The 19,319-nt window shown below is 44.5% G+C and carries 21 protein-coding genes; 20 read left to right on the forward strand and 1 reads right to left on the reverse strand.

What is annotated here, in order from left to right:
- The first annotated feature begins 6 nt into the window (after positions 1 to 6).
- The 10 genes from sdaAA to ftsY all read left to right on the forward strand — a co-directional run bounded on the left by sdaAA (position 7) and on the right by ftsY (position 12,207).
- A complete protein-coding gene (gene sdaAA / locus LWH95_RS04560) occupies positions 7 to 909 on the forward strand; it encodes an L-serine ammonia-lyase, iron-sulfur-dependent, subunit alpha (protein WP_003238601.1) in 903 nt (300 codons plus the stop codon).
- Entirely contained in the window at positions 887 to 2,935 is a 2,049-nt protein-coding gene (recG, locus tag LWH95_RS04565) for an ATP-dependent DNA helicase RecG (RefSeq protein ID WP_060398615.1), read from the forward strand. The genes sdaAA and recG overlap by 23 nt, the downstream gene beginning before the upstream one ends.
- A 108-nt stretch (positions 2,936 to 3,043) precedes the next feature.
- The gene (gene fapR, locus LWH95_RS04570) at positions 3,044 to 3,610 is read left to right on the forward strand and encodes a transcription factor FapR (RefSeq protein ID WP_003238599.1); all 567 of its coding nucleotides are present in this window, start codon (positions 3,044 to 3,046) and stop codon (positions 3,608 to 3,610) included.
- A 13-nt stretch (positions 3,611 to 3,623) separates the two neighbouring features.
- Positions 3,624 to 4,625 carry a phosphate acyltransferase PlsX gene (plsX, locus tag LWH95_RS04575; RefSeq protein ID WP_232919056.1) on the forward strand — a complete coding sequence of 334 codons (1,002 nt, stop codon included), beginning with the start codon at positions 3,624 to 3,626 and terminating at the stop codon, positions 4,623 to 4,625.
- Between the two features lie 18 nt (positions 4,626 to 4,643).
- A complete protein-coding gene (fabD, locus tag LWH95_RS04580) occupies positions 4,644 to 5,597 on the forward strand; it encodes an ACP S-malonyltransferase (RefSeq protein WP_232919057.1) in 954 nt (317 codons plus the stop codon).
- Complete coding sequence (gene fabG, locus LWH95_RS04585) at positions 5,590 to 6,330, forward strand: 3-oxoacyl-[acyl-carrier-protein] reductase (protein WP_003238596.1); 741 nt, start codon at positions 5,590 to 5,592, stop codon at positions 6,328 to 6,330. The genes fabD and fabG overlap by 8 nt, the downstream gene beginning before the upstream one ends.
- A gap of 84 nt (positions 6,331 to 6,414) precedes the next feature.
- Complete coding sequence (gene acpP / locus LWH95_RS04590; protein WP_003154310.1) at positions 6,415 to 6,648, forward strand: acyl carrier protein; 234 nt, start codon at positions 6,415 to 6,417, stop codon at positions 6,646 to 6,648.
- A gap of 139 nt (positions 6,649 to 6,787) precedes the next feature.
- Complete coding sequence (gene rncS, locus LWH95_RS04595; RefSeq protein WP_003232030.1) at positions 6,788 to 7,537, forward strand: ribonuclease III; 750 nt, start codon at positions 6,788 to 6,790, stop codon at positions 7,535 to 7,537.
- A 100-nt stretch (positions 7,538 to 7,637) separates the two neighbouring features.
- On the forward strand, positions 7,638 to 11,198 hold the full coding sequence (gene smc, locus LWH95_RS04600) for a chromosome segregation protein SMC (protein WP_232919058.1): 3,561 nt from the start codon (positions 7,638 to 7,640) through the stop codon (positions 11,196 to 11,198).
- A 19-nt stretch (positions 11,199 to 11,217) separates the two neighbouring features.
- A complete protein-coding gene (ftsY, locus tag LWH95_RS04605; RefSeq protein ID WP_003238594.1) occupies positions 11,218 to 12,207 on the forward strand; it encodes a signal recognition particle-docking protein FtsY in 990 nt (329 codons plus the stop codon).
- Between the two features lie 36 nt (positions 12,208 to 12,243).
- On the opposite strand, the gene LWH95_RS04610 is transcribed toward ftsY, so the two are convergent.
- The gene (locus LWH95_RS04610; protein ID WP_232919059.1) at positions 12,244 to 12,729 is read right to left on the reverse strand and encodes an Ig-like domain-containing protein; all 486 of its coding nucleotides are present in this window, start codon (positions 12,727 to 12,729) and stop codon (positions 12,244 to 12,246) included.
- A gap of 179 nt (positions 12,730 to 12,908) precedes the next feature.
- On the opposite strand from LWH95_RS04610, the gene LWH95_RS04615 reads away from it, so the two are divergent.
- The 10 genes from LWH95_RS04615 (at position 12,909) to rnhB (ending at position 19,301) form a co-directional block, all read left to right on the forward strand.
- Positions 12,909 to 13,241: a putative DNA-binding protein gene (locus LWH95_RS04615; protein WP_003238590.1), complete on the forward strand. Its 333-nt coding sequence runs from the start codon at positions 12,909 to 12,911 to the stop codon at positions 13,239 to 13,241.
- Positions 13,242 to 13,254: 13 nt separating this feature from the next.
- Positions 13,255 to 14,595 carry a signal recognition particle protein gene (gene ffh / locus LWH95_RS04620; protein WP_232919060.1) on the forward strand — a complete coding sequence of 447 codons (1,341 nt, stop codon included), beginning with the start codon at positions 13,255 to 13,257 and terminating at the stop codon, positions 14,593 to 14,595.
- A 105-nt stretch (positions 14,596 to 14,700) separates the two neighbouring features.
- Complete coding sequence (rpsP, locus tag LWH95_RS04625; protein WP_003220815.1) at positions 14,701 to 14,973, forward strand: 30S ribosomal protein S16; 273 nt, start codon at positions 14,701 to 14,703, stop codon at positions 14,971 to 14,973.
- A complete protein-coding gene (locus tag LWH95_RS04630) occupies positions 14,973 to 15,218 on the forward strand; it encodes a KH domain-containing protein (protein ID WP_003238584.1) in 246 nt (81 codons plus the stop codon). Before rpsP ends, LWH95_RS04630 begins: the two co-directional genes overlap by 1 nt.
- 121 nt (positions 15,219 to 15,339) lie before the next feature.
- Positions 15,340 to 15,726, forward strand: coding sequence for a YlqD family protein (locus tag LWH95_RS04635; protein ID WP_003238581.1), 387 nt, complete (start codon positions 15,340 to 15,342; stop codon positions 15,724 to 15,726).
- 4 nt (positions 15,727 to 15,730) lie between these two features.
- Positions 15,731 to 16,255: a ribosome maturation factor RimM gene (rimM, locus tag LWH95_RS04640; RefSeq protein WP_060398618.1), complete on the forward strand. Its 525-nt coding sequence runs from the start codon at positions 15,731 to 15,733 to the stop codon at positions 16,253 to 16,255.
- Positions 16,252 to 16,983: a tRNA (guanosine(37)-N1)-methyltransferase TrmD gene (gene trmD, locus LWH95_RS04645; RefSeq protein ID WP_003238578.1), complete on the forward strand. Its 732-nt coding sequence runs from the start codon at positions 16,252 to 16,254 to the stop codon at positions 16,981 to 16,983. Before rimM ends, trmD begins: the two co-directional genes overlap by 4 nt.
- 139 nt (positions 16,984 to 17,122) lie before the next feature.
- Complete coding sequence (rplS, locus tag LWH95_RS04650) at positions 17,123 to 17,470, forward strand: 50S ribosomal protein L19 (RefSeq protein ID WP_003220825.1); 348 nt, start codon at positions 17,123 to 17,125, stop codon at positions 17,468 to 17,470.
- 144 nt (positions 17,471 to 17,614) lie between these two features.
- Positions 17,615 to 18,463, forward strand: a complete 849-nt coding sequence (gene ylqF, locus LWH95_RS04655) for a ribosome biogenesis GTPase YlqF (RefSeq protein ID WP_019258385.1) — start codon at positions 17,615 to 17,617, stop codon at positions 18,461 to 18,463.
- Between the two features lie 70 nt (positions 18,464 to 18,533).
- Positions 18,534 to 19,301, forward strand: coding sequence for a ribonuclease HII (gene rnhB, locus LWH95_RS04660; RefSeq protein ID WP_133487480.1), 768 nt, complete (start codon positions 18,534 to 18,536; stop codon positions 19,299 to 19,301).
- The last annotated feature ends 18 nt before the right edge of the window (positions 19,302 to 19,319 follow it).

Raw genomic sequence — 19,319 nt, forward strand, 5'->3', positions numbered from 1 at the left:
CCAGTTATGTTTCGTAATGTAAAGGAATTAATTGAGATTACTAAAGAAAAGCAAATATCCATCTCTGAGGTAATGATCGCACAAGAGATGGAAGTAACAGAAAAAACAAAAGAAGAGATTTTTCAGCAGATGGATCACAATCTGACTGTTATGGAAGCGGCGGTTCAGAAAGGACTCGAGGGAGTTACGAGCCAAACGGGCTTAACAGGCGGGGATGCCGTTAAATTGCAGGCCTATATTCAATCAGGAAAAAGCCTGTCTGGACCGCTGATTTTAGATGCGGTATCGAAAGCTGTTGCAACAAATGAAGTAAATGCAGCTATGGGAACGATCTGCGCGACACCGACTGCAGGTTCTGCTGGTGTGGTGCCAGGCACGTTATTTGCTGTAAAAGAAAAGCTGAACCCAACAAGAGAACAAATGATCCGCTTTTTATTTACGGCCGGTGCTTTCGGATTTGTTGTGGCTAATAACGCAAGTATTTCCGGCGCCGCCGGGGGATGTCAGGCAGAGGTTGGATCAGCCTCAGGCATGGCAGCTGCGGCGATTGTTGAAATGGCAGGCGGAACGCCCGAACAAAGCGCAGAGGCCATGGCCATTACATTAAAAAATATGCTTGGCCTTGTGTGCGACCCTGTTGCGGGGCTTGTTGAAGTGCCTTGCGTGAAACGGAATGCAATGGGCGCGTCAAATGCGATGATTGCTGCTGATATGGCATTGGCAGGCATTACAAGCCGCATCCCATGTGATGAGGTTATCGATGCAATGTATAAAATTGGCCAAACGATGCCCACTGCACTTAGAGAAACAGGACAGGGCGGTTTAGCAGCAACACCGACTGGAAGAGAATTAGAGAAAAAAATTTTCGGAGGAGCGCTAGGTTCACGTGAAACAACATCAGCAAACTAGTATAGCTAACATTAAGGGTATTGGGCCGGAAACAGAAAAAACATTGAATGAACTCGGTATTTATGACATTTCTGATCTTCTGAATTATTTCCCTTATCGCTATGATGACTACGAGCTGAGGGATTTAGAAGAAGTGAAGCATGATGAAAGAGTTACCGTCGAAGGGAAGGTTCATTCAGAGCCTTCTCTTACCTATTACGGAAAGAAACGAAACCGGCTGACATTCAGGCTTCTTGTCGGCCACTATTTAATCACAGCCGTATGTTTTAACCGGCCTTATTTGAAGAAAAAGCTTTCGCTTGGCTCTGTTGTGACGGTCTCCGGTAAATGGGACAAGCACCGCCAAACCATCTCTGTTCAGGAGTTAAAAAACGGGCCGCATCAAGAGGATAAAAGCATTGAACCAGTGTATTCTGTGAAAGAAAATGTGACCGTCAAAATGATGAGACGCTTTATTCAACAGGCGCTGACCCAATATGCAGACTCACTTCCGGATCCTCTTCCGGAAAAGCTAAGAACAAGCTATAAGCTGCCGGACTATCAACAGGCGTTAAAAGCAATGCACCAGCCTGAAACAAGAGAAGCGTTAAAGCTTGCCAGACGCCGGTTTGTTTACGAAGAATTTTTGTTGTTTCAGTTGAAAATGCAGGCGTTCCGAAAGGCGGAAAGAGAGCAGACTCAAGGGATACGGCAGCGTTTTTCAAACGAAGAACTCATGAGATTTATCAAAAGCCTCCCGTTTCCCCTCACAAACGCCCAGTCGCGCGTGCTTCGCGAAATAACATCAGACATGTCTTCTCCATACAGAATGAACCGTCTTCTTCAAGGGGACGTAGGATCAGGAAAAACGGCAGTCGCCGCCATTGCGCTGTATGCCGCGATTCTGTCCGGATACCAGGGAGCGCTCATGGTGCCGACAGAAATTCTGGCCGAACAGCATGCTGATTCGCTCGTTTCACTATTTGAAAAGTGGGATGTCAGCGTCGCCCTTTTGACAAGCTCTGTCAAAGGAAAGCGGCGAAAAGAACTGCTTGAGCGCCTTGCGGCGGGAGAGATTGATATTCTTGTAGGAACCCACGCTTTAATCCAAGATGAAGTGGAGTTTAAGGCGCTGAGTCTCGTTATTACAGATGAACAGCATAGATTTGGAGTTGAGCAGCGTAAAAAGCTTCGGAACAAAGGGCAGGATCCCGATGTTCTCTTTATGACAGCCACTCCAATCCCAAGAACGTTAGCCATTACAGTGTTCGGTGAAATGGATGTATCTGTCATTGATGAAATGCCGGCGGGACGAAAACAAATCGAAACCTATTGGGTAAAGCATGACATGCTGGACCGTATTTTGGCATTCGTCGAAAAAGAATTAAAGCAGGGCAGGCAGGCTTATATCATCTGCCCGCTGATTGAAGAATCAGACAAGCTTGATGTGCAAAACGCCATTGACGTGTACAATATGCTTTCTGACATTTTCCGGGGGAAATGGAACGTCGGTCTTATGCACGGAAAGCTGCATTCTGATGAAAAAGATCAGGTCATGAGAGAATTCAGCGCGAATCACTGTCAAATTCTCGTATCAACCACTGTTGTTGAGGTTGGCGTGAATGTTCCGAATGCAACCATTATGGTGATTTATGATGCCGACCGTTTCGGGCTGTCACAGCTTCACCAGCTGCGCGGACGTGTCGGACGGGGGGAGCATCAATCTTTCTGCATTCTGATGGCCGACCCTAAATCAGAAACAGGAAAAGAACGGATGAGAATCATGTCCGAGACCAATGACGGCTTCGAGCTATCTGAAAAGGACCTTGAACTTAGAGGCCCCGGGGATTTCTTCGGGAAAAAACAAAGCGGTATGCCTGAATTCAAGGTGGCGGACATGGTTCATGATTACAGAGCGCTTGAAACAGCAAGGCAGGATGCTTCGAATCTTGTGGCTTCTGACGCGTTCTGGAAGGAGCCGGAATACGGTGCGCTGAGAGAGCATTTGCTGAAGAGCGGCGTAATGGACGGGGAAAAATTGAGCTGAGCACCAGAAGTTTTTGGTGTTCAGTCAGAAACAATCGTTGCATTCCAATCTATGAAATTATATACTACTATTAGTACCTAGTCTTAATTGTCCGGATGGTGTTTAGATATGAGAAGAAATAAGAGAGAACGCCAGGAATTACTTCAGCAGACGATTCAAATAACCCCCTTTATTACAGACGAAGAATTAGCGGGTAAATTTGGGGTGAGCATCCAGACGATACGTTTGGACCGCTTAGAGCTTTCCATACCGGAGCTGAGAGAAAGAATTAAGAATGTGGCAGAGAAAACGCTTGAAGATGAAGTCAAATCTCTGTCACTGGACGAAGTTATCGGAGAAATTATTGACCTTGAGCTGGATGATCAGGCGATATCCATTTTAGAAATAAAACAGGAGCATGTGTTCAGCCGGAATCAGATTGCGAGAGGGCACCATTTATTTGCGCAGGCGAATTCTTTGGCCGTTGCAGTCATTGATGACGAGCTGGCGCTGACTGCAAGTGCAGACATCCGCTTTACAAGACAGGTAAAGCAGGGTGAACGTGTCGTAGCGAAAGCGAAAGTGACGGCAGTCGAAAAAGAAAAAGGAAGAACGGTCGTCGAAGTGAACAGCTATGTCGGCGAAGAAATTGTTTTTTCTGGACATTTTGACATGTACCGTTCAAAACATTCATAAAGGTGGAGCATGCATGAGAATAGCTGTAGATGCAATGGGAGGAGACCACGCTCCCAAAGCTGTTATTGACGGAGTTATAAAGGGGATAGAGGCATTTGATGATCTCCATATCACACTTGTCGGTGACAAAACAACGATAGAATCACACTTAACCACAACATCAGATCGCATCACGGTGCTGCACGCAGATGAAGTGATTGAGCCTACGGATGAACCGGTCCGCGCCGTGAGAAGAAAAAAGAACTCATCTATGGTCCTTATGGCGCAGGAAGTTGCGGAAAACAGAGCTGACGCCTGCATTTCAGCAGGAAATACCGGTGCATTAATGACAGCCGGTCTGTTTATTGTCGGAAGAATTAAAGGAATTGACCGCCCGGCGCTTGCCCCGACACTTCCGACCGTTTCAGGAGACGGTTTTCTTCTCCTTGATGTTGGCGCCAATGTCGATGCCAAACCGGAGCACCTCGTTCAATACGCCATCATGGGTTCTGTTTATTCTCAGCAAGTGCGCGGTGTCACTTCACCGAGAGTCGGGCTTTTAAATGTCGGAACAGAAGATAAAAAAGGAAACGAACTGACGAAGCAGACGTTTCAAATTTTAAAAGAAACAGCAAATATTAATTTTATCGGAAATGTGGAAGCGCGAGACCTTTTAGATGATGTGGCGGATGTTGTAGTAACAGACGGCTTTACCGGGAATGTTACACTCAAAACACTGGAAGGCTCTGCGTTATCTATTTTTAAAATGATGAGAGAAGTAATGATGTCTAATCTCACATCAAAGCTTGCAGCAGCTGTGCTGAAGCCAAAGTTGAAAGAAATGAAAATGAAAATGGAGTATTCGAATTATGGCGGAGCAAGTCTTTTTGGCTTAAAAGCGCCTGTGATCAAGGCGCACGGCTCTTCAGATTCTAATGCTGTTTTTCATGCGATTCGGCAAGCAAGAGAGATGGTCAGCCAAAATGTGGCTGCGCTCATTCAGAAAGAAGTTAAAGAAGAAAAAACAGATGAGTAGTCTGGAGGTTTTTACATCATGAGTAAGATTGCATTTTTATTCCCGGGTCAGGGATCACAATTTATTGGCATGGGAAAAGAGCTTTATGAGCAGGTGCCTGCTGCAAAACGTCTGTTTGATGAAGCGGATGAAACATTGGAAACAAAACTCAGCTCACTGATTTTTGAAGGTGATGCTGAAGAATTAACACTTACATACAATGCGCAGCCTGCCTTGCTGACGACAAGCATTGCTGTTCTTGAGAAATTTAAAGAATCAGGCATTACACCTGATTTTACAGCAGGACACAGCCTTGGTGAATATTCCGCACTGGTTGCGTCTGGCGCACTGTCTTTCAAAGATGCTGTTTATACCGTCAGAAAACGCGGCGAGTTTATGAATGAAGCGGTGCCGGCTGGCGAAGGAGCTATGGCTGCGGTTCTCGGCATGGATGCTGAAGCATTAAAGCAAGTAACCGATAAAGTCACGGAGGAAGGCCACCTTGTACAGCTTGCGAATCTCAACTGTCCCGGACAAATCGTTATTTCCGGAACAGCTAAAGGGGTAGAGCTTGCGTCTGAACAGGCAAAAGAGAACGGTGCAAAACGCGCAATCCCGCTTGAAGTAAGCGGTCCGTTCCATTCCGAACTAATGAAGCCTGCTGCTGAAAAACTGAAAGAAGTACTGGACTCCTGTGAAGTAAAAGACGCTGACGTTCCGGTCATCTCAAATGTTTCTGCTGATGTTATGACTGATAAGGCAGACATCAAAGAGAAACTCATTGAGCAGCTATACTCTCCGGTTCGTTTTGAGGAAAGCATTAACAAGCTGATTGCAGAGGGTGTGACGACTTTTATTGAAATCGGTCCCGGAAAAGTGCTTTCAGGCCTTGTGAAAAAAGTAAACAGACGCTTAAAAACAATTGCTGTATCAGATCCGGAAACGATCGAGCTGGCAATTCAAACGCTTAAGGAGGAGAATGAAAATGCTTAATGACAAAACAGCTATTGTCACTGGCGCATCCCGCGGAATCGGCCGCTCAATCGCCCTTGACCTGGCAAAAAGCGGCGCAAACGTTGTCGTGAACTACTCCGGCAATGAAGCGAAAGCAAATGAAGTCGTAGATGAAATCAAATCAATGGGCAGAAAAGCAATTGCTGTCAAAGCGGATGTATCAAATCCCGAAGATGTACAAAACATGATAAAAGAAACGCTATCTGTTTTTTCTACGATTGACATTCTTGTTAATAATGCCGGAATTACAAGAGACAATCTCATCATGAGAATGAAAGAAGATGAATGGGATGATGTCATTAACATTAACCTGAAGGGTGTTTTCAACTGCACGAAAGCTGTTACAAGACAAATGATGAAACAGCGTTCAGGCCGGATTATTAACGTATCGTCTATCGTCGGCGTCAGCGGAAATCCTGGACAAGCCAACTACGTGGCTGCAAAAGCCGGTGTGATCGGTTTAACAAAATCTTCTGCTAAGGAGCTCGCAAGCCGCAATATTACGGTAAATGCGATTGCGCCTGGATTTATCTCAACTGATATGACAGATAAGCTTTCAAAAGACGTTCAAGACGAAATGCTGAAACAAATTCCGCTCGCGCGCTTTGGCGAACCTGGCGATGTCAGCAGCGTTGTCACGTTCCTTGCTTCAGAGGGAGCCCGTTACATGACAGGCCAAACGCTTCATATTGACGGCGGAATGGTGATGTAAGTTTTTTTCTCAAAAATTTCATCATAGTTTCTCTAGTTTTTTAAAAACGAATCCACTATAATACTTGAGGGGAGGTGAATTGCTATGGCAGATACATTAGAGCGTGTAACGAAAATCATCGTAGATCGCCTTGGCGTTGATGAAGCAGACGTCAAACTTGAAGCTTCTTTCAAGGAAGACTTAGGTGCTGATTCCCTAGATGTAGTTGAGCTTGTTATGGAACTTGAAGACGAGTTTGATATGGAAATTTCTGACGAAGATGCTGAAAAGATTGCAACAGTCGGCGACGCTGTGAACTACATACAAAACCAGCAATAAGCTGATGCTAAAAGTCCCGCCGAAACGCGGGGCTTTAGCCCTTTATTCGTGCAGTTATTACAGCATGCCGCTTTTACGCGCGCTGTATCCGGTTTAGTCAGAGAAGCGCGGTGAACCTGATGTGCCTATGGAGGTTACTATGTCAAAACACTCACATTATAAAGATAAAAAAAAGTTCTATAAAAAAGTAGAACAATTTAAAGAGTTTCAAGAACGGATTTCGGTTCACTTTCAAAATGAAAAGCTTTTGTATCAAGCATTTACACATTCATCTTATGTGAATGAGCATCGGAAAAAGCCGTATGAAGATAATGAAAGGCTTGAATTTTTAGGTGACGCTGTTTTGGAACTGACGATCTCCAGATTCTTATTTGCCAAGTACCCGGCTATGAGTGAAGGAGATTTGACGAAATTGAGAGCCGCGATTGTATGCGAACCGTCTCTCGTTTCATTGGCTCACGAACTGTCATTCGGCGACCTTGTCCTGTTGGGTAAAGGTGAGGAAATGACAGGCGGAAGAAAGCGTCCTGCTCTATTGGCGGATGTTTTTGAGGCATTTATCGGAGCCTTGTATCTTGACCAGGGATTAGAGCCGGTCGAAAGTTTCTTAAAAGTCTATGTGTTCCCTAAAATTAACGATGGTGCTTTTTCTCATGTGATGGATTTCAAAAGCCAGCTGCAGGAATATGTGCAGCGGGACGGCAAAGGCTCTCTGGAGTATAAAATCTCCAACGAAAAAGGTCCTGCGCACAATCGTGAATTCGAAGCCATCGTATCTCTAAAGGGTGAACCACTCGGAGTCGGAAATGGCCGTTCAAAGAAAGAAGCCGAACAGCACGCTGCTCAGGAAGCTTTAGCTAAATTGCAAAAACACCATACGAAACAATAAAATCCCCCTGAGTCGTAAGGGGGATTTCAGTATGTATGCCGTCTTATTTCACCCATGTTTATGATAGAATTGAAATACTTATTACATAAGGAGGATCGCTATGTTCCTCAAACGTTTAGACGTTATAGGATTTAAATCATTTGCAGAACGGATTTCCGTAGATTTTGTAAAAGGCGTTACAGCGGTTGTCGGACCGAACGGAAGCGGAAAAAGCAACATCACAGATGCCATTCGCTGGGTTCTCGGAGAACAATCAGCCCGGTCTCTTCGCGGCGGAAAAATGGAAGATATCATTTTTGCCGGCAGTGATTCGAGAAAGCGATTAAATCTAGCTGAAGTTACGCTTACTCTTGATAATGATGATCATTTCTTGCCGATTGACTTCCATGAGGTCAGTGTCACAAGACGCGTGTACAGATCAGGCGAGAGTGAGTTTCTGATTAACAATCAGCCGTGCCGCTTAAAAGATATTATTGATTTATTTATGGACTCTGGCCTGGGTAAAGAAGCATTTTCTATTATCAGCCAAGGGAAAGTGGAAGAGATCCTGAGCAGTAAAGCGGAGGATCGCCGCAGTATCTTTGAAGAAGCGGCCGGAGTGCTTAAATATAAAACGAGAAAGAAAAAAGCAGAAAATAAATTGTTTGAGACACAGGACAATTTAAACCGGGTAGAAGATATATTACATGAGCTAGAAGGACAGGTTGAACCTCTTAAAATTCAAGCTTCGATAGCGAAAGACTACCTGGAGAAAAAGAAAGAGCTGGAGCATGTTGAAATTGCGCTGACAGCCTATGATATCGAAGAGCTGCATGGCAAATGGTCAACTCTTAAAGAGAAGGTACAGCTCGCCAAAGAAGAAGAGCTCGCTGAATCGTCTGCGATTTCTGCGAAAGAAGCAAAGATTGAGGATACGCGAGACAAAATTCAAGCGCTTGATGAATCAGTAGATGAGCTCCAGCAAGTCTTACTGGCAACGAGTGAAGAGCTGGAAAAGCTTGAAGGCCGTAAAGAAGTCCTGAAAGAACGCAAGAAAAACGCTGTGCAGAACCAAGAACAGCTTGAAGAAGCCATCGTTCAGTTTCAGCAAAAAGAAACGGTGCTGAAAGAAGAGCTAGCGAAGCAGGAAGCTGTCTTCAAAACGCTTCAGACAGAGGTGAAACAGTTAAGAGCTCAGGTAAAAGAAAAGCAGCAGGCTCTCAGTCTTCACAATGAAAATGTCGAAGAGAAAATCGAGCAGCTGAAAAGCGATTACTTTGAGCTTTTGAACAGCCAGGCTTCGATTCGTAATGAGCTCCAGCTGCTGGATGACCAGATGTCCCAATCCGCTGTTATATTGCAGAGGCTTGCGGACAACAATGAAAAGCATCTTCAGGAACGGCGCGATATTTCTGCGCGAAAAGCCGCATGTGAAACGGAGTTTGCCCGAATTGAGCAGGAGATACACAGCCAAGTCAGTGCATATCGTGACATGCAGACAAAATATGAGCAGAAAAAGCGTCAATACGAAAAAAATGAATCCGCTCTGTATCAGGCATACCAATACGTTCAGCAAGCGAGATCGAAAAAGGACATGCTTGAGACGATGCAGGGTGATTTCTCCGGCTTTTATCAAGGTGTTAAAGAAGTGCTGAAAGCGAAAGAGCGCCTTGGCGGAATTCGCGGAGCTGTACTTGAGCTGATCTCAACAGAACGGAAGTATGAAACGGCCATCGAAATTGCGCTCGGCGCTTCTGCCCAGCATGTCGTGACCGACGATGAACAGTCTGCCCGTAAAGCGATTCAATATTTAAAACAGAATTCCTTCGGCCGGGCGACGTTTCTGCCTCTTTCTGTTATCAGAGACCGCCAGCTTCAAAGCCGTGACGCGGAAACAGCAGCACAGCACTCGTCATTTCTCGGGGTTGCCAGTGAACTAGTCACATTTGATCCTGCATATCGTCGTATCATCCAGAACCTGCTTGGAACCGTGCTGATCACAGAGGATTTAAAGGGAGCAAACGAGCTTGCGAAGCTTCTCGGTCACCGGTACCGCATCGTAACCCTTGAGGGAGATGTCGTGAATCCGGGTGGTTCGATGACGGGCGGCGCGGTTAAAAAGAAAAATAACTCCCTGCTTGGAAGAAGCCGGGAGCTTGAAGATGTGAGCAAACGGCTCGCTGAAATGGAAGAGAAAACAGCACTGCTTGAACAAGAAGTCAAAACCCTTAAGCAATCCATTCAGGATATGGAGAAAAAACTGGCTGACTTAAGAGAAACCGGGGAAGGCTTAAGATTAAAGCAGCAGGATGTAAAAGGCCAGCTGTACGAACTACAAGTTGCCGAGAAAAATATCAACACCCATTTAGAGCTCTACGATCAAGAAAAATCTGCTCTGTCAGAAAGCGATGAAGAGAAGAAAACACGCAAACACAAGCTGGAAGAAGAGCTTTCTTCCGTATCAGAAAAGATGAAACAGCTTGAAGAGGATATTGACAGACTGACAAAACAAAAACAAACACAATCGTCAACGAAAGAGTCTCTCTCCAACGAGCTGACTGAGCTGAAGATCACAGCGGCCAAAAAAGAACAGGCATGCAAGGGTGAAGAGGACAACCTTGCCAGATTAAAGAAAGAGCTCACAGAAACAGAGTTTGCGTTAAAAGAGGCGAAAGAAGACTTAAGCTTTTTAACGTCAGAGATGTCTTCAAGCACCAGCGGCGAAGAAAAGCTGGAAGAAGCCGCAAAACATAAATTGAATGACAAAACGAAAACGATCGAACTGATTGCGTTAAGACGCGATCAGCGTATCAAGCTTCAGCATGGGCTTGATACGTATGAGCGTGAGCTGAAAGAAATGAAACGCCTGTATAAACAAAAAACAACGCTCCTAAAAGACGAAGAAGTCAAACTTGGCCGAATGGAAGTAGAGCTTGATAATTTACTCCAGTACTTACGGGAGGAATACAGCTTGTCCTTTGAGGGGGCAAAAGAGAAATATCAGCTTGAAACTGATCCAGAGGAAGCCAGAAAGCGCGTGAAGCTGATTAAACTTGCAATCGAAGAGCTGGGCACCGTAAACCTCGGAAGCATAGATGAGTTTGAAAGGGTCAACGAACGGTATAAGTTTCTGTCAGAACAAAAAGAAGATTTGACAGAAGCGAAAAATACCCTGTTCCAAGTGATTGAAGAAATGGATGAAGAAATGACGAAACGCTTTAACGACACATTCGTTCAAATCCGATCACACTTTGATCAAGTCTTCCGCTCCCTATTCGGAGGAGGTCGAGCTGAACTGAGGCTCACCGATCCTAACGATCTGCTTCACTCAGGAGTCGAGATTATCGCACAGCCGCCGGGGAAAAAACTGCAAAACTTAAACCTTCTGTCGGGCGGAGAGCGTGCGCTTACTGCAATAGCGCTCTTATTCTCTATCTTAAAGGTTCGTCCTGTGCCGTTTTGCGTCCTTGACGAAGTAGAAGCTGCGCTCGACGAAGCGAACGTGTTCCGTTTTGCGCAGTATTTAAAAAAATACAGCAGCGATACCCAGTTTATCGTGATTACCCACAGAAAAGGGACGATGGAGGAAGCGGATGTGCTATACGGCGTAACAATGCAGGAATCCGGTGTTTCCAAGGTAATCTCAGTTAAGCTGGAAGAAACAAAAGAATTCGTTCAGTAACGAGGAAAGAGGTTAAAAGATGAGCTTTTTTAAAAAATTAAAAGAGAAAATCACAAAACAGACAGATTCCGTATCTGAAAAGTTTAAGGATGGCCTTGAAAAAACAAGAAACTCCTTTCAAAACAAAGTGAATGATCTTGTATCCCGTTACCGTAAAGTGGATGAGGATTTCTTCGAAGAGCTTGAAGAGGTTCTCATCAGCGCGGATGTCGGTTTTACAACCGTTATGGAATTAATAGATGAGCTGAAAAAAGAAGTGAAACGCAGAAATATTCAAGATCCGATGGAAGTCCAGTCTGTTATTTCTGAGAAGCTGGTCGAGATTTATAACAGCGGAGATGAGCAAATTTCTGAGTTGAACATCCAGGATGGCCGTTTAAATGTAATCCTTCTGGTGGGTGTAAACGGAGTTGGCAAAACGACAACGATCGGAAAGCTTGCCCATAAACTAAAGCAAGAAGGAAAATCTGTCGTACTTGCTGCCGGAGACACATTTAGAGCAGGCGCCATTGAACAGCTTGAAGTATGGGGAGAGCGTACGGGAGTTCCTGTCATTAAGCAGACCGCCGGTAGCGACCCTGCGGCTGTCATCTACGATGCTGTCCATGCTGCCAAAGCAAGAAATGCCGATGTATTAATCTGTGATACGGCAGGGCGTCTCCAAAACAAAGTAAACTTAATGAAAGAGCTTGAAAAAGTGAAGCGCGTCATCGAAAGAGAAGTGCCTGAAGCGCCGCATGAAGTGCTGCTTGCCCTTGATGCCACAACCGGCCAAAACGCTATGGCACAGGCGAAAGAGTTCTCTAAAGCAACAAATGTTACCGGCATTGCTTTAACGAAGCTTGACGGTACGGCAAAAGGCGGTATCGTCCTTGCGATCCGCAACGAACTTCACATCCCGGTTAAACTAGTCGGGTTAGGTGAAAAAGTTGATGATCTCCAGGAATTTGATCCTGAATCGTATGTGTACGGACTCTTTTCAGATTTAGTGGAAAAAGCCGACGATTAAAAAAGGGCCCTCACATTTGGGGGCCTTTTTCTTTTTTTATCTTCTCACTTGATAGGCGAAATGATAAAGGCTATTATCAGTGGATGCCAGTCTTGAATCTCCTGAATAAACTCTGAATGGGATGATGTCATAGTAATGAACGGAAACAGATGTGTAATACGTGTAGTACCCTGCAGCTGGCCCCAAATACATTGGAACCTCAAACGTTCCGTTTGCATCGGTTGTTCCTGAAGCGGTTTGTGTTGTATTTCCGACTTTCGTATCTGCTTCGAATCTTACTGGAGCGTTTGGCACCTGCTGTCCGTTTTGGTCGAGTAATTTGCCGCTTATCGTAATATTGTACTTGACTCGCCAAAATTGACCTTGGCCGTAATTGATTTTTCCGTAAACCCCTCCATCTGTGCTGATATTAGTGATTGAAGCCTTATAAGGCGCCTCAGCAGCGTCTGCTTGATGTGCAGGGAAAATGATTGTAAACACGGCTGCCAAGCACAGCATAAATAATAAACCGATTTTTTTCATAAAAAATCCTCCTTTAAAATAGGGTTCATATACAACATCGGAATAAATTGGATTTTATTTAGCGTATTTTGGAAAAAGGTAATCATTGCATTGACAAGATAAAAACTTGACAGTCTCAATGAAACCGTGTAAACTAAGTTATCGTAAAGGGATTTGACTTAACAAAGGGGAGAGCTCAAATGTCACTCGAAAAGACAACGAGAATGAACTATCTGTTTGATTTTTATCAGTCGTTGTTGACGTCAAAACAGAAGAGCTACATGTCGCTTTATTATTTGGACGATTTCTCCCTAGGCGAAATAGCCGAAGAATATGAGGTTTCAAGACAAGCTGTTTATGATAACATCAAACGAACAGAAGCGATGCTTGAACAATATGAAGAAAAGCTGCTCCTTTTGAAAAAGTTTCAGGAGCGTAAAGAGATGTTTAATAAGCTGAAGGAGCTTGCTTCCGGTTCAAAAGAAGAGGAAGAAATTACAGCTCTGATTGAAGCGCTTGAGAAATTAGATTAGGAGGCGGCAAACTATGGCATTTGAAGGATTAGCCGACCGACTGCAGCAGACGATTTCTAAAATCCGCGGAAAAGGGAAAGTCAGCGAACAAGATGTAAAAGATATGATGCGTGAGGTTCGTCTTGCGCTTCTTGAGGCTGACGTTAACTTTAAAGTAGTCAAGGATTTTGTCAAAAAAGTAAGTGAACGCGCTGTAGGCCAAGACGTCATGAAAAGTCTGACGCCCGGCCAGCAGGTCATTAAAGTTGTTAAAGAGGAACTGACTGAGCTGATGGGCGGCGAAGAGAGCAAAATCGCCGTTGCAAAAAGACCGCCGACTGTTATTATGATGGTCGGTCTCCAAGGTGCCGGTAAAACGACAACAAGCGGTAAGCTTGCGAATCTGCTGCGCAAAAAGCATAATCGCAAACCGATGCTGGTTGCTGCCGATATTTACCGCCCAGCCGCGATTAAGCAGCTTGAAACGCTCGGCAAACAGCTTGACATGCCTGTTTTCTCTCTTGGTGATCAGGTCAGTCCTGTAGAAATAGCTAAACAGGCTATTGAAAAAGCCAAGGAAGAACATTATGACTATGTCATTTTGGATACGGCAGGCCGCTTGCATATCGACCATGAACTGATGGATGAACTGACCAACGTGAAAGACATCGCGAATCCGGAAGAAATCTTCCTGGTTGTCGATTCAATGACAGGTCAGGACGCTGTGAATGTTGCCAAAAGCTTTAATGAACAGCTCGGTTTAACCGGTGTTGTGTTAACTAAGCTTGATGGAGACACACGCGGCGGTGCTGCGCTTTCTATTCGCGCGGTCACAAACACGCCGATTAAGTTCGCTGGTTTAGGCGAAAAGCTTGATGCATTAGAAGCGTTCCATCCTGAACGTATGGCATCAAGGATTCTTGGCATGGGCGACGTGCTGACATTGATTGAAAAAGCACAGGCCAGCGTCGATGAAGATAAGGCCAAAGAGCTCGAACAAAAAATGAGGACGATGAGCTTCACATTGGACGATTTTCTGGAGCAGCTCGGGCAGGTCAGAAACATGGGGCCGCTTGATGAGCTTCTGCAAATGATGCCGGGTGCAGGCAAAATGAAAGGCCTGAAAAACATCCAAGTTGATGAAAAACAGCTGAATCATGTGGAAGCGATCATTAAATCCATGACTGTTCTTGAAAAAGAACAGCCGGATATCATCAATGCCAGCCGGCGGAAGCGGATTGCGAAAGGAAGCGGGACATCCGTGCAGGAAGTCAACCGTCTGCTTAAGCAGTTTGACGAAATGAAAAAAATGATGAAGCAGATGACAAACATGTCAAAAGGTAAGAAAAAAGGGTTTAAGCTACCTTTTATGTAATCGGTTATACATGATAAAACCGTTGTTAAGAAAAAACACTTTACAAACACTTTTATCATTGTTAATATACTATCTTGTTGAAATATTTTCGGAGGTGCTAGTAAAATGGCAGTAAAAATTCGTTTAAAACGTATGGGAGCAAAAAAATCTCCTTTCTATCGTATTGTTGTAGCAGATTCTCGTTCACCGCGTGACGGCCGTTTCATCGAAACAGTCGGAACTTACAACCCGGTTGCAAAACCAGCGGAAGTAAAAATCGACGAAGAGCTTGCTCTTAAATGGCTTCAAACTGGAGCGAAACCATCTGATACAGTTCGCAACTTGTTCTCTAGCCAAGGAATCATGGAAAAATTCCACAACGCTAAACAAGGCAAGTAATGACTGATCAACACTTGGAAGATTTGATTGTCAAAATTGTGACGCCGCTTGTTGATCATCCAGATGACATTCGCGTCATAAGAGAAGAAACCGATCAAAAGATTGCGCTGCGCTTATCTGTCCATAAGTCAGATACCGGTAAAGTTATCGGAAAGCAAGGCCGGACTGCAAAAGCGATTCGAACAGCTGTATTTGCAGCTGGCGCACAGTCTTCTAAGAAAGTTCAATTTGAGATATTTGACTAAAAGGGAGAGGGCCGGCACCTCCCCTTTTTTTACACGCAAAAAAAGGGTAAACTGATAGAAGCTTAGGCAAAATAGAAAAGCCTGAGCCAAAAAAAGTTTTAAAAGCGGGGAGCTTGGTGCGATGCAAATTATTCACCGTGTAGCCGTTATGCAAGTCTTAACCGAGCGCAGCAAAGAAAAGCTTTTAGCTTCTTTTGCCGAAAAGAAACAAATGCTTGAACGAGAATGCAGCCAGCTCTATTTTCAGCTTAGAAAACATGAGAAAGAACAGCAAAACCCAGATATGATTGAACAATTTAAAAAGGCAATAGAAAAGCGAAAAGATAACATAAAAATAATCGATTTTCAAATCGGTCAAGTACATACATTGCCGCTCGGCAGTGAGATGAAAGAAAAGGAAGTCGATGCGCTGCTGACAATTGAAGCCGGGGATGACTGGCAGGAGAAAACAGCAGCAAACACCATCGTCATAAAAGACGGAAAAGTAATTGAAATTCGCCAGAGGTGATCATATGACAACGCGATGGTTTAATGTAGGCAAAATCGTAAATACCCACGGAATCAAAGGCGAAGTTCGGGTGATTTCGAAAACAGATTTTGCCGAAGAACGGTACAAGCCGGGCAACACGCTGTATTTGTTTATGGACGGACGTAACGAACCCGTGGAAGTAACGGTAAACACGCACAGACTGCATAAGCAATTTCATCTGCTGCAGTTTAAAGAAAGACAAAGCCTGAATGAAGTAGAGGAACTGAAAAACGCAATCATTAAAGTTCCTGAAGAGGATTTAGGAGAGCTGAATGAGGGAGAGTTTTATTTCCACGAAATTATTGGGTGCGAAGTATTTACAGAAGACGGCGAACTAATCGGAAAGATCAAAGAAATTTTGACGCCTGGAGCTAATGATGTATGGGTCGTCGCGCGAAAAGGGAAAAAAGACGCGCTGATTCCTTACATTGAATCAGTGGTCAAGCATATCGATGTCAGTGAAAAGAAAATTGAGATTGAACTCATGGAAGGGTTAATAGACGAATGAAAATCGACTTTTTGACACTGTTTCCCGAAATGTTTGAAGGTGTGCTCGGTTCATCGATTCTTCAAAAAGCCCAGGAAAAAGATGCGGTGCAGTTTCAGGTTGTGAATTTCCGGGAGTATTCTGATAACAAGCACAATACTGTTGATGATTATCCTTATGGCGGCGGCGCAGGCATGGTTCTCAAGCCTCAGCCTGTTTTTGACGCGGTCGAGGATCTGACATCAAAGGCAGCCGCTGCTCCGCGTATCATCCTCGTATGCCCGCAAGGTGAGCGTTTCACCCAAAAAAAAGCAGAACAATTAGCAAAGGAAGAGCATTTGCTGTTCATTTGCGGCCATTATGAAGGATATGATGAACGCATTCGAGAGCATCTGGTGACGGATGAAATATCCATTGGCGATTTTGTTCTGACAGGCGGCGAGCTTCCTGCAATGATGATTGCAGACAGTGTCGTCAGACTGCTTCCGGGTGTGCTGGGCAAAGAAGCTTCCCATATTGAGGATTCATTCAGCACCGGTCTCTTAGAGCACCCGCATTATACAAGACCGGCAGATTATAAAGGTTTAAAAGTGCCTGAAACACTTCTATCAGGAAACCATGCAAAAATCAAAGAATGGCGGAATAAAGAATCAATCAGAAGGACCTATGTAAGACGTCCGGATCTTTTGAAAGACTATCCGCTTACAGAACAGCAAAGAAAATGGATTTCTGAATGGGAAAAAGAATAGATTTTATTGCATAGGCTATGAAATTGTGATAAGATACTACTTGTGGCTTAAGCGGGCTTATCCGCTATAAGCTTGAAAACGATGTTCCGCTGTGCCGGGTTTTGTGGCCAAGAGCATCTGTTGGAAGGAGTTGAAAACGATGCAAAAACTAATTGAAGATATCACAAAAGAACAGCTTCGTACTGATCTTCCTGCGTTCCGTCCTGGTGACACTTTACGTGTACACGTTAAAGTTGTTGAGGGTAACCGTGAGCGTATCCAGATCTTTGAAGGTGTTGTGATTAAGCGTCGTGGTGGTGGAATCAGCGAAACGTTCACAGTTCGTAAGATTTCTTACGGTGTTGGCGTTGAACGTACTTTCCCTGTACACACACCAAAAATCGCGAAAATCGAAGTTGTACGTTACGGTAAAGTACGCCGTGCTAAGCTTTACTACCTGCGTGAACTTCGCGGAAAAGCGGCTCGTATTAAAGAGATCAGACGATAATGATAACGAACGAAAAGAGCTTGTTACCTGTAACAAGCTCTTTTTTTATACAGAATTTGAAAATGCCGGACAGGCATCGTAAAATACATAAAGGACAACAAAGAATCTTACATACTGAAGAGATAAAGGCGGTGTTCGTGTCACATGACAATTCAATGGTTCCCGGGCCATATGGCAAAGGCAAGAAGGGAAGTAACCGAAAAACTAAAATTAATCGATATTGTATATGAATTGGTAGATGCCAGAATTCCAATGTCATCAAGAAATCCAATGATTGAAGACATTCTAAAAAATAAGCCGCGAATTATGCTGTTAAACAAGGCTGACAAAGCAGATGCGGCAGTTACACAGCAATGGAAAGAGCACTTTGAGAAAGAGGGTATCCGCTCTCTGTCCATTAACTCTGTGAACGGACAAGGCTTAAATCAAATTGTGCCGGCATCGAAAGAGATTCTCCAAGAAAAATTTGACCGGATGAGGGCGAAAGGTGTGAAGCCGAGAGCAATTCGCGCTTTGATTATCGGCATTCCAAACGTCGGAAAATCAACGCTCATCAACCGGCTGGCAAAGAAAAACATAGCGAAAACGGGAGACAGACCTGGTATTACGACATCTCAGCAGTGGGTCAAAGTCGGAAAAGAATTAGAGCTCTTAGATACACCGGGGATTTTATGGCCTAAATTTGAGGACGAGCTTGTCGGCTTGAGACTCGCAGTCACCGGGGCTATTAAAGACTCGATTATCAACCTGCAGGATGTGGCCGTGTTTGGTCTTCGTTTTCTCGAAGAACACTATCCTGAACGGCTTAAAGAGCGTTACGGACTTGATGAGATCCCAGAGGACATTGCGGAGCTGTTTGATGCAATTGGTGAAAAGCGCGGCTGTCTCATGAGCGGAGGGCTCATTAACTACGATAAAACGACTGAAGTCATCATTCGTGATATCCGCACTGAAAAGTTCGGCAGGCTGTCATTTGAACAGCCGACTATGTAAAGGCGCGCAGAAATGCGGGTCTTTATTTTTTCCTGACCGAACCGATACATACAGTAAGGGAGAAGAGAAAGTGAATACATTAACCGTAAAGGACATTAAAGACCGTTTGCAGCAAGTGAAGGATGATCAAGACCCATTTCTTGCCCAATGCGAAAACGACCCGAGAAAAAGCGTTCAAACGCTTGTAGAGCAATGGCTTAAAAAGCAGGCGAAAGAAAAAGCGCTGAAAGAACAATGGGTGAATATGACTTCCTATGAAAGGCTGGCAAGAAACAAAGGATTTCGCTTGATTGCAGGTGTTGACGAGGTCGGCCGGGGGCCATTGGCAGGACCTGTTGTCGCCAGCGCAGTTATCCTTCCAGAGGAAAGTGAAATGCTTGGGCTGACAGACTCCAAAAAGCTTTCAGAAAAAAAGCGTGAGGAATATTACGAGCTTATTATGAAAGAAGCATTGGCGGTCGGAATAGGGATTGTAGAAGCCTCTGTCATTGATGAAATCAATATATATGAAGCTTCAAAGATGGCAATGGTGAAAGCGATACACGATTTGTCAGATACACCTGATTATTTGCTTGTTGACGCAATGACGCTGCCGCTCGACACTGCTCAGTCGTCAATTATAAAAGGTGATGCCAAAAGTGTGTCTATTGCGGCAGGTGCGTGTATCGCGAAAGTCACAAGAGACCGGATGATGAGCGCCTATGCCGAAACATATCCCATGTACGGCTTTGAAAAAAATAAAGGCTATGGGACAAAAGAGCATCTTGAAGCTCTTGCCGCATACGGCCCAACTGAATTGCACCGCAAAACTTTCGCTCCTGTTCAATCTTTCAGATAAACCAATGAACGAGGAGGC

It is taken from the genome of Bacillus sp. G16 (assembly GCF_021282335.1).
GTDB lineage: Bacteria > Bacillota > Bacilli > Bacillales > Bacillaceae > Bacillus > Bacillus inaquosorum.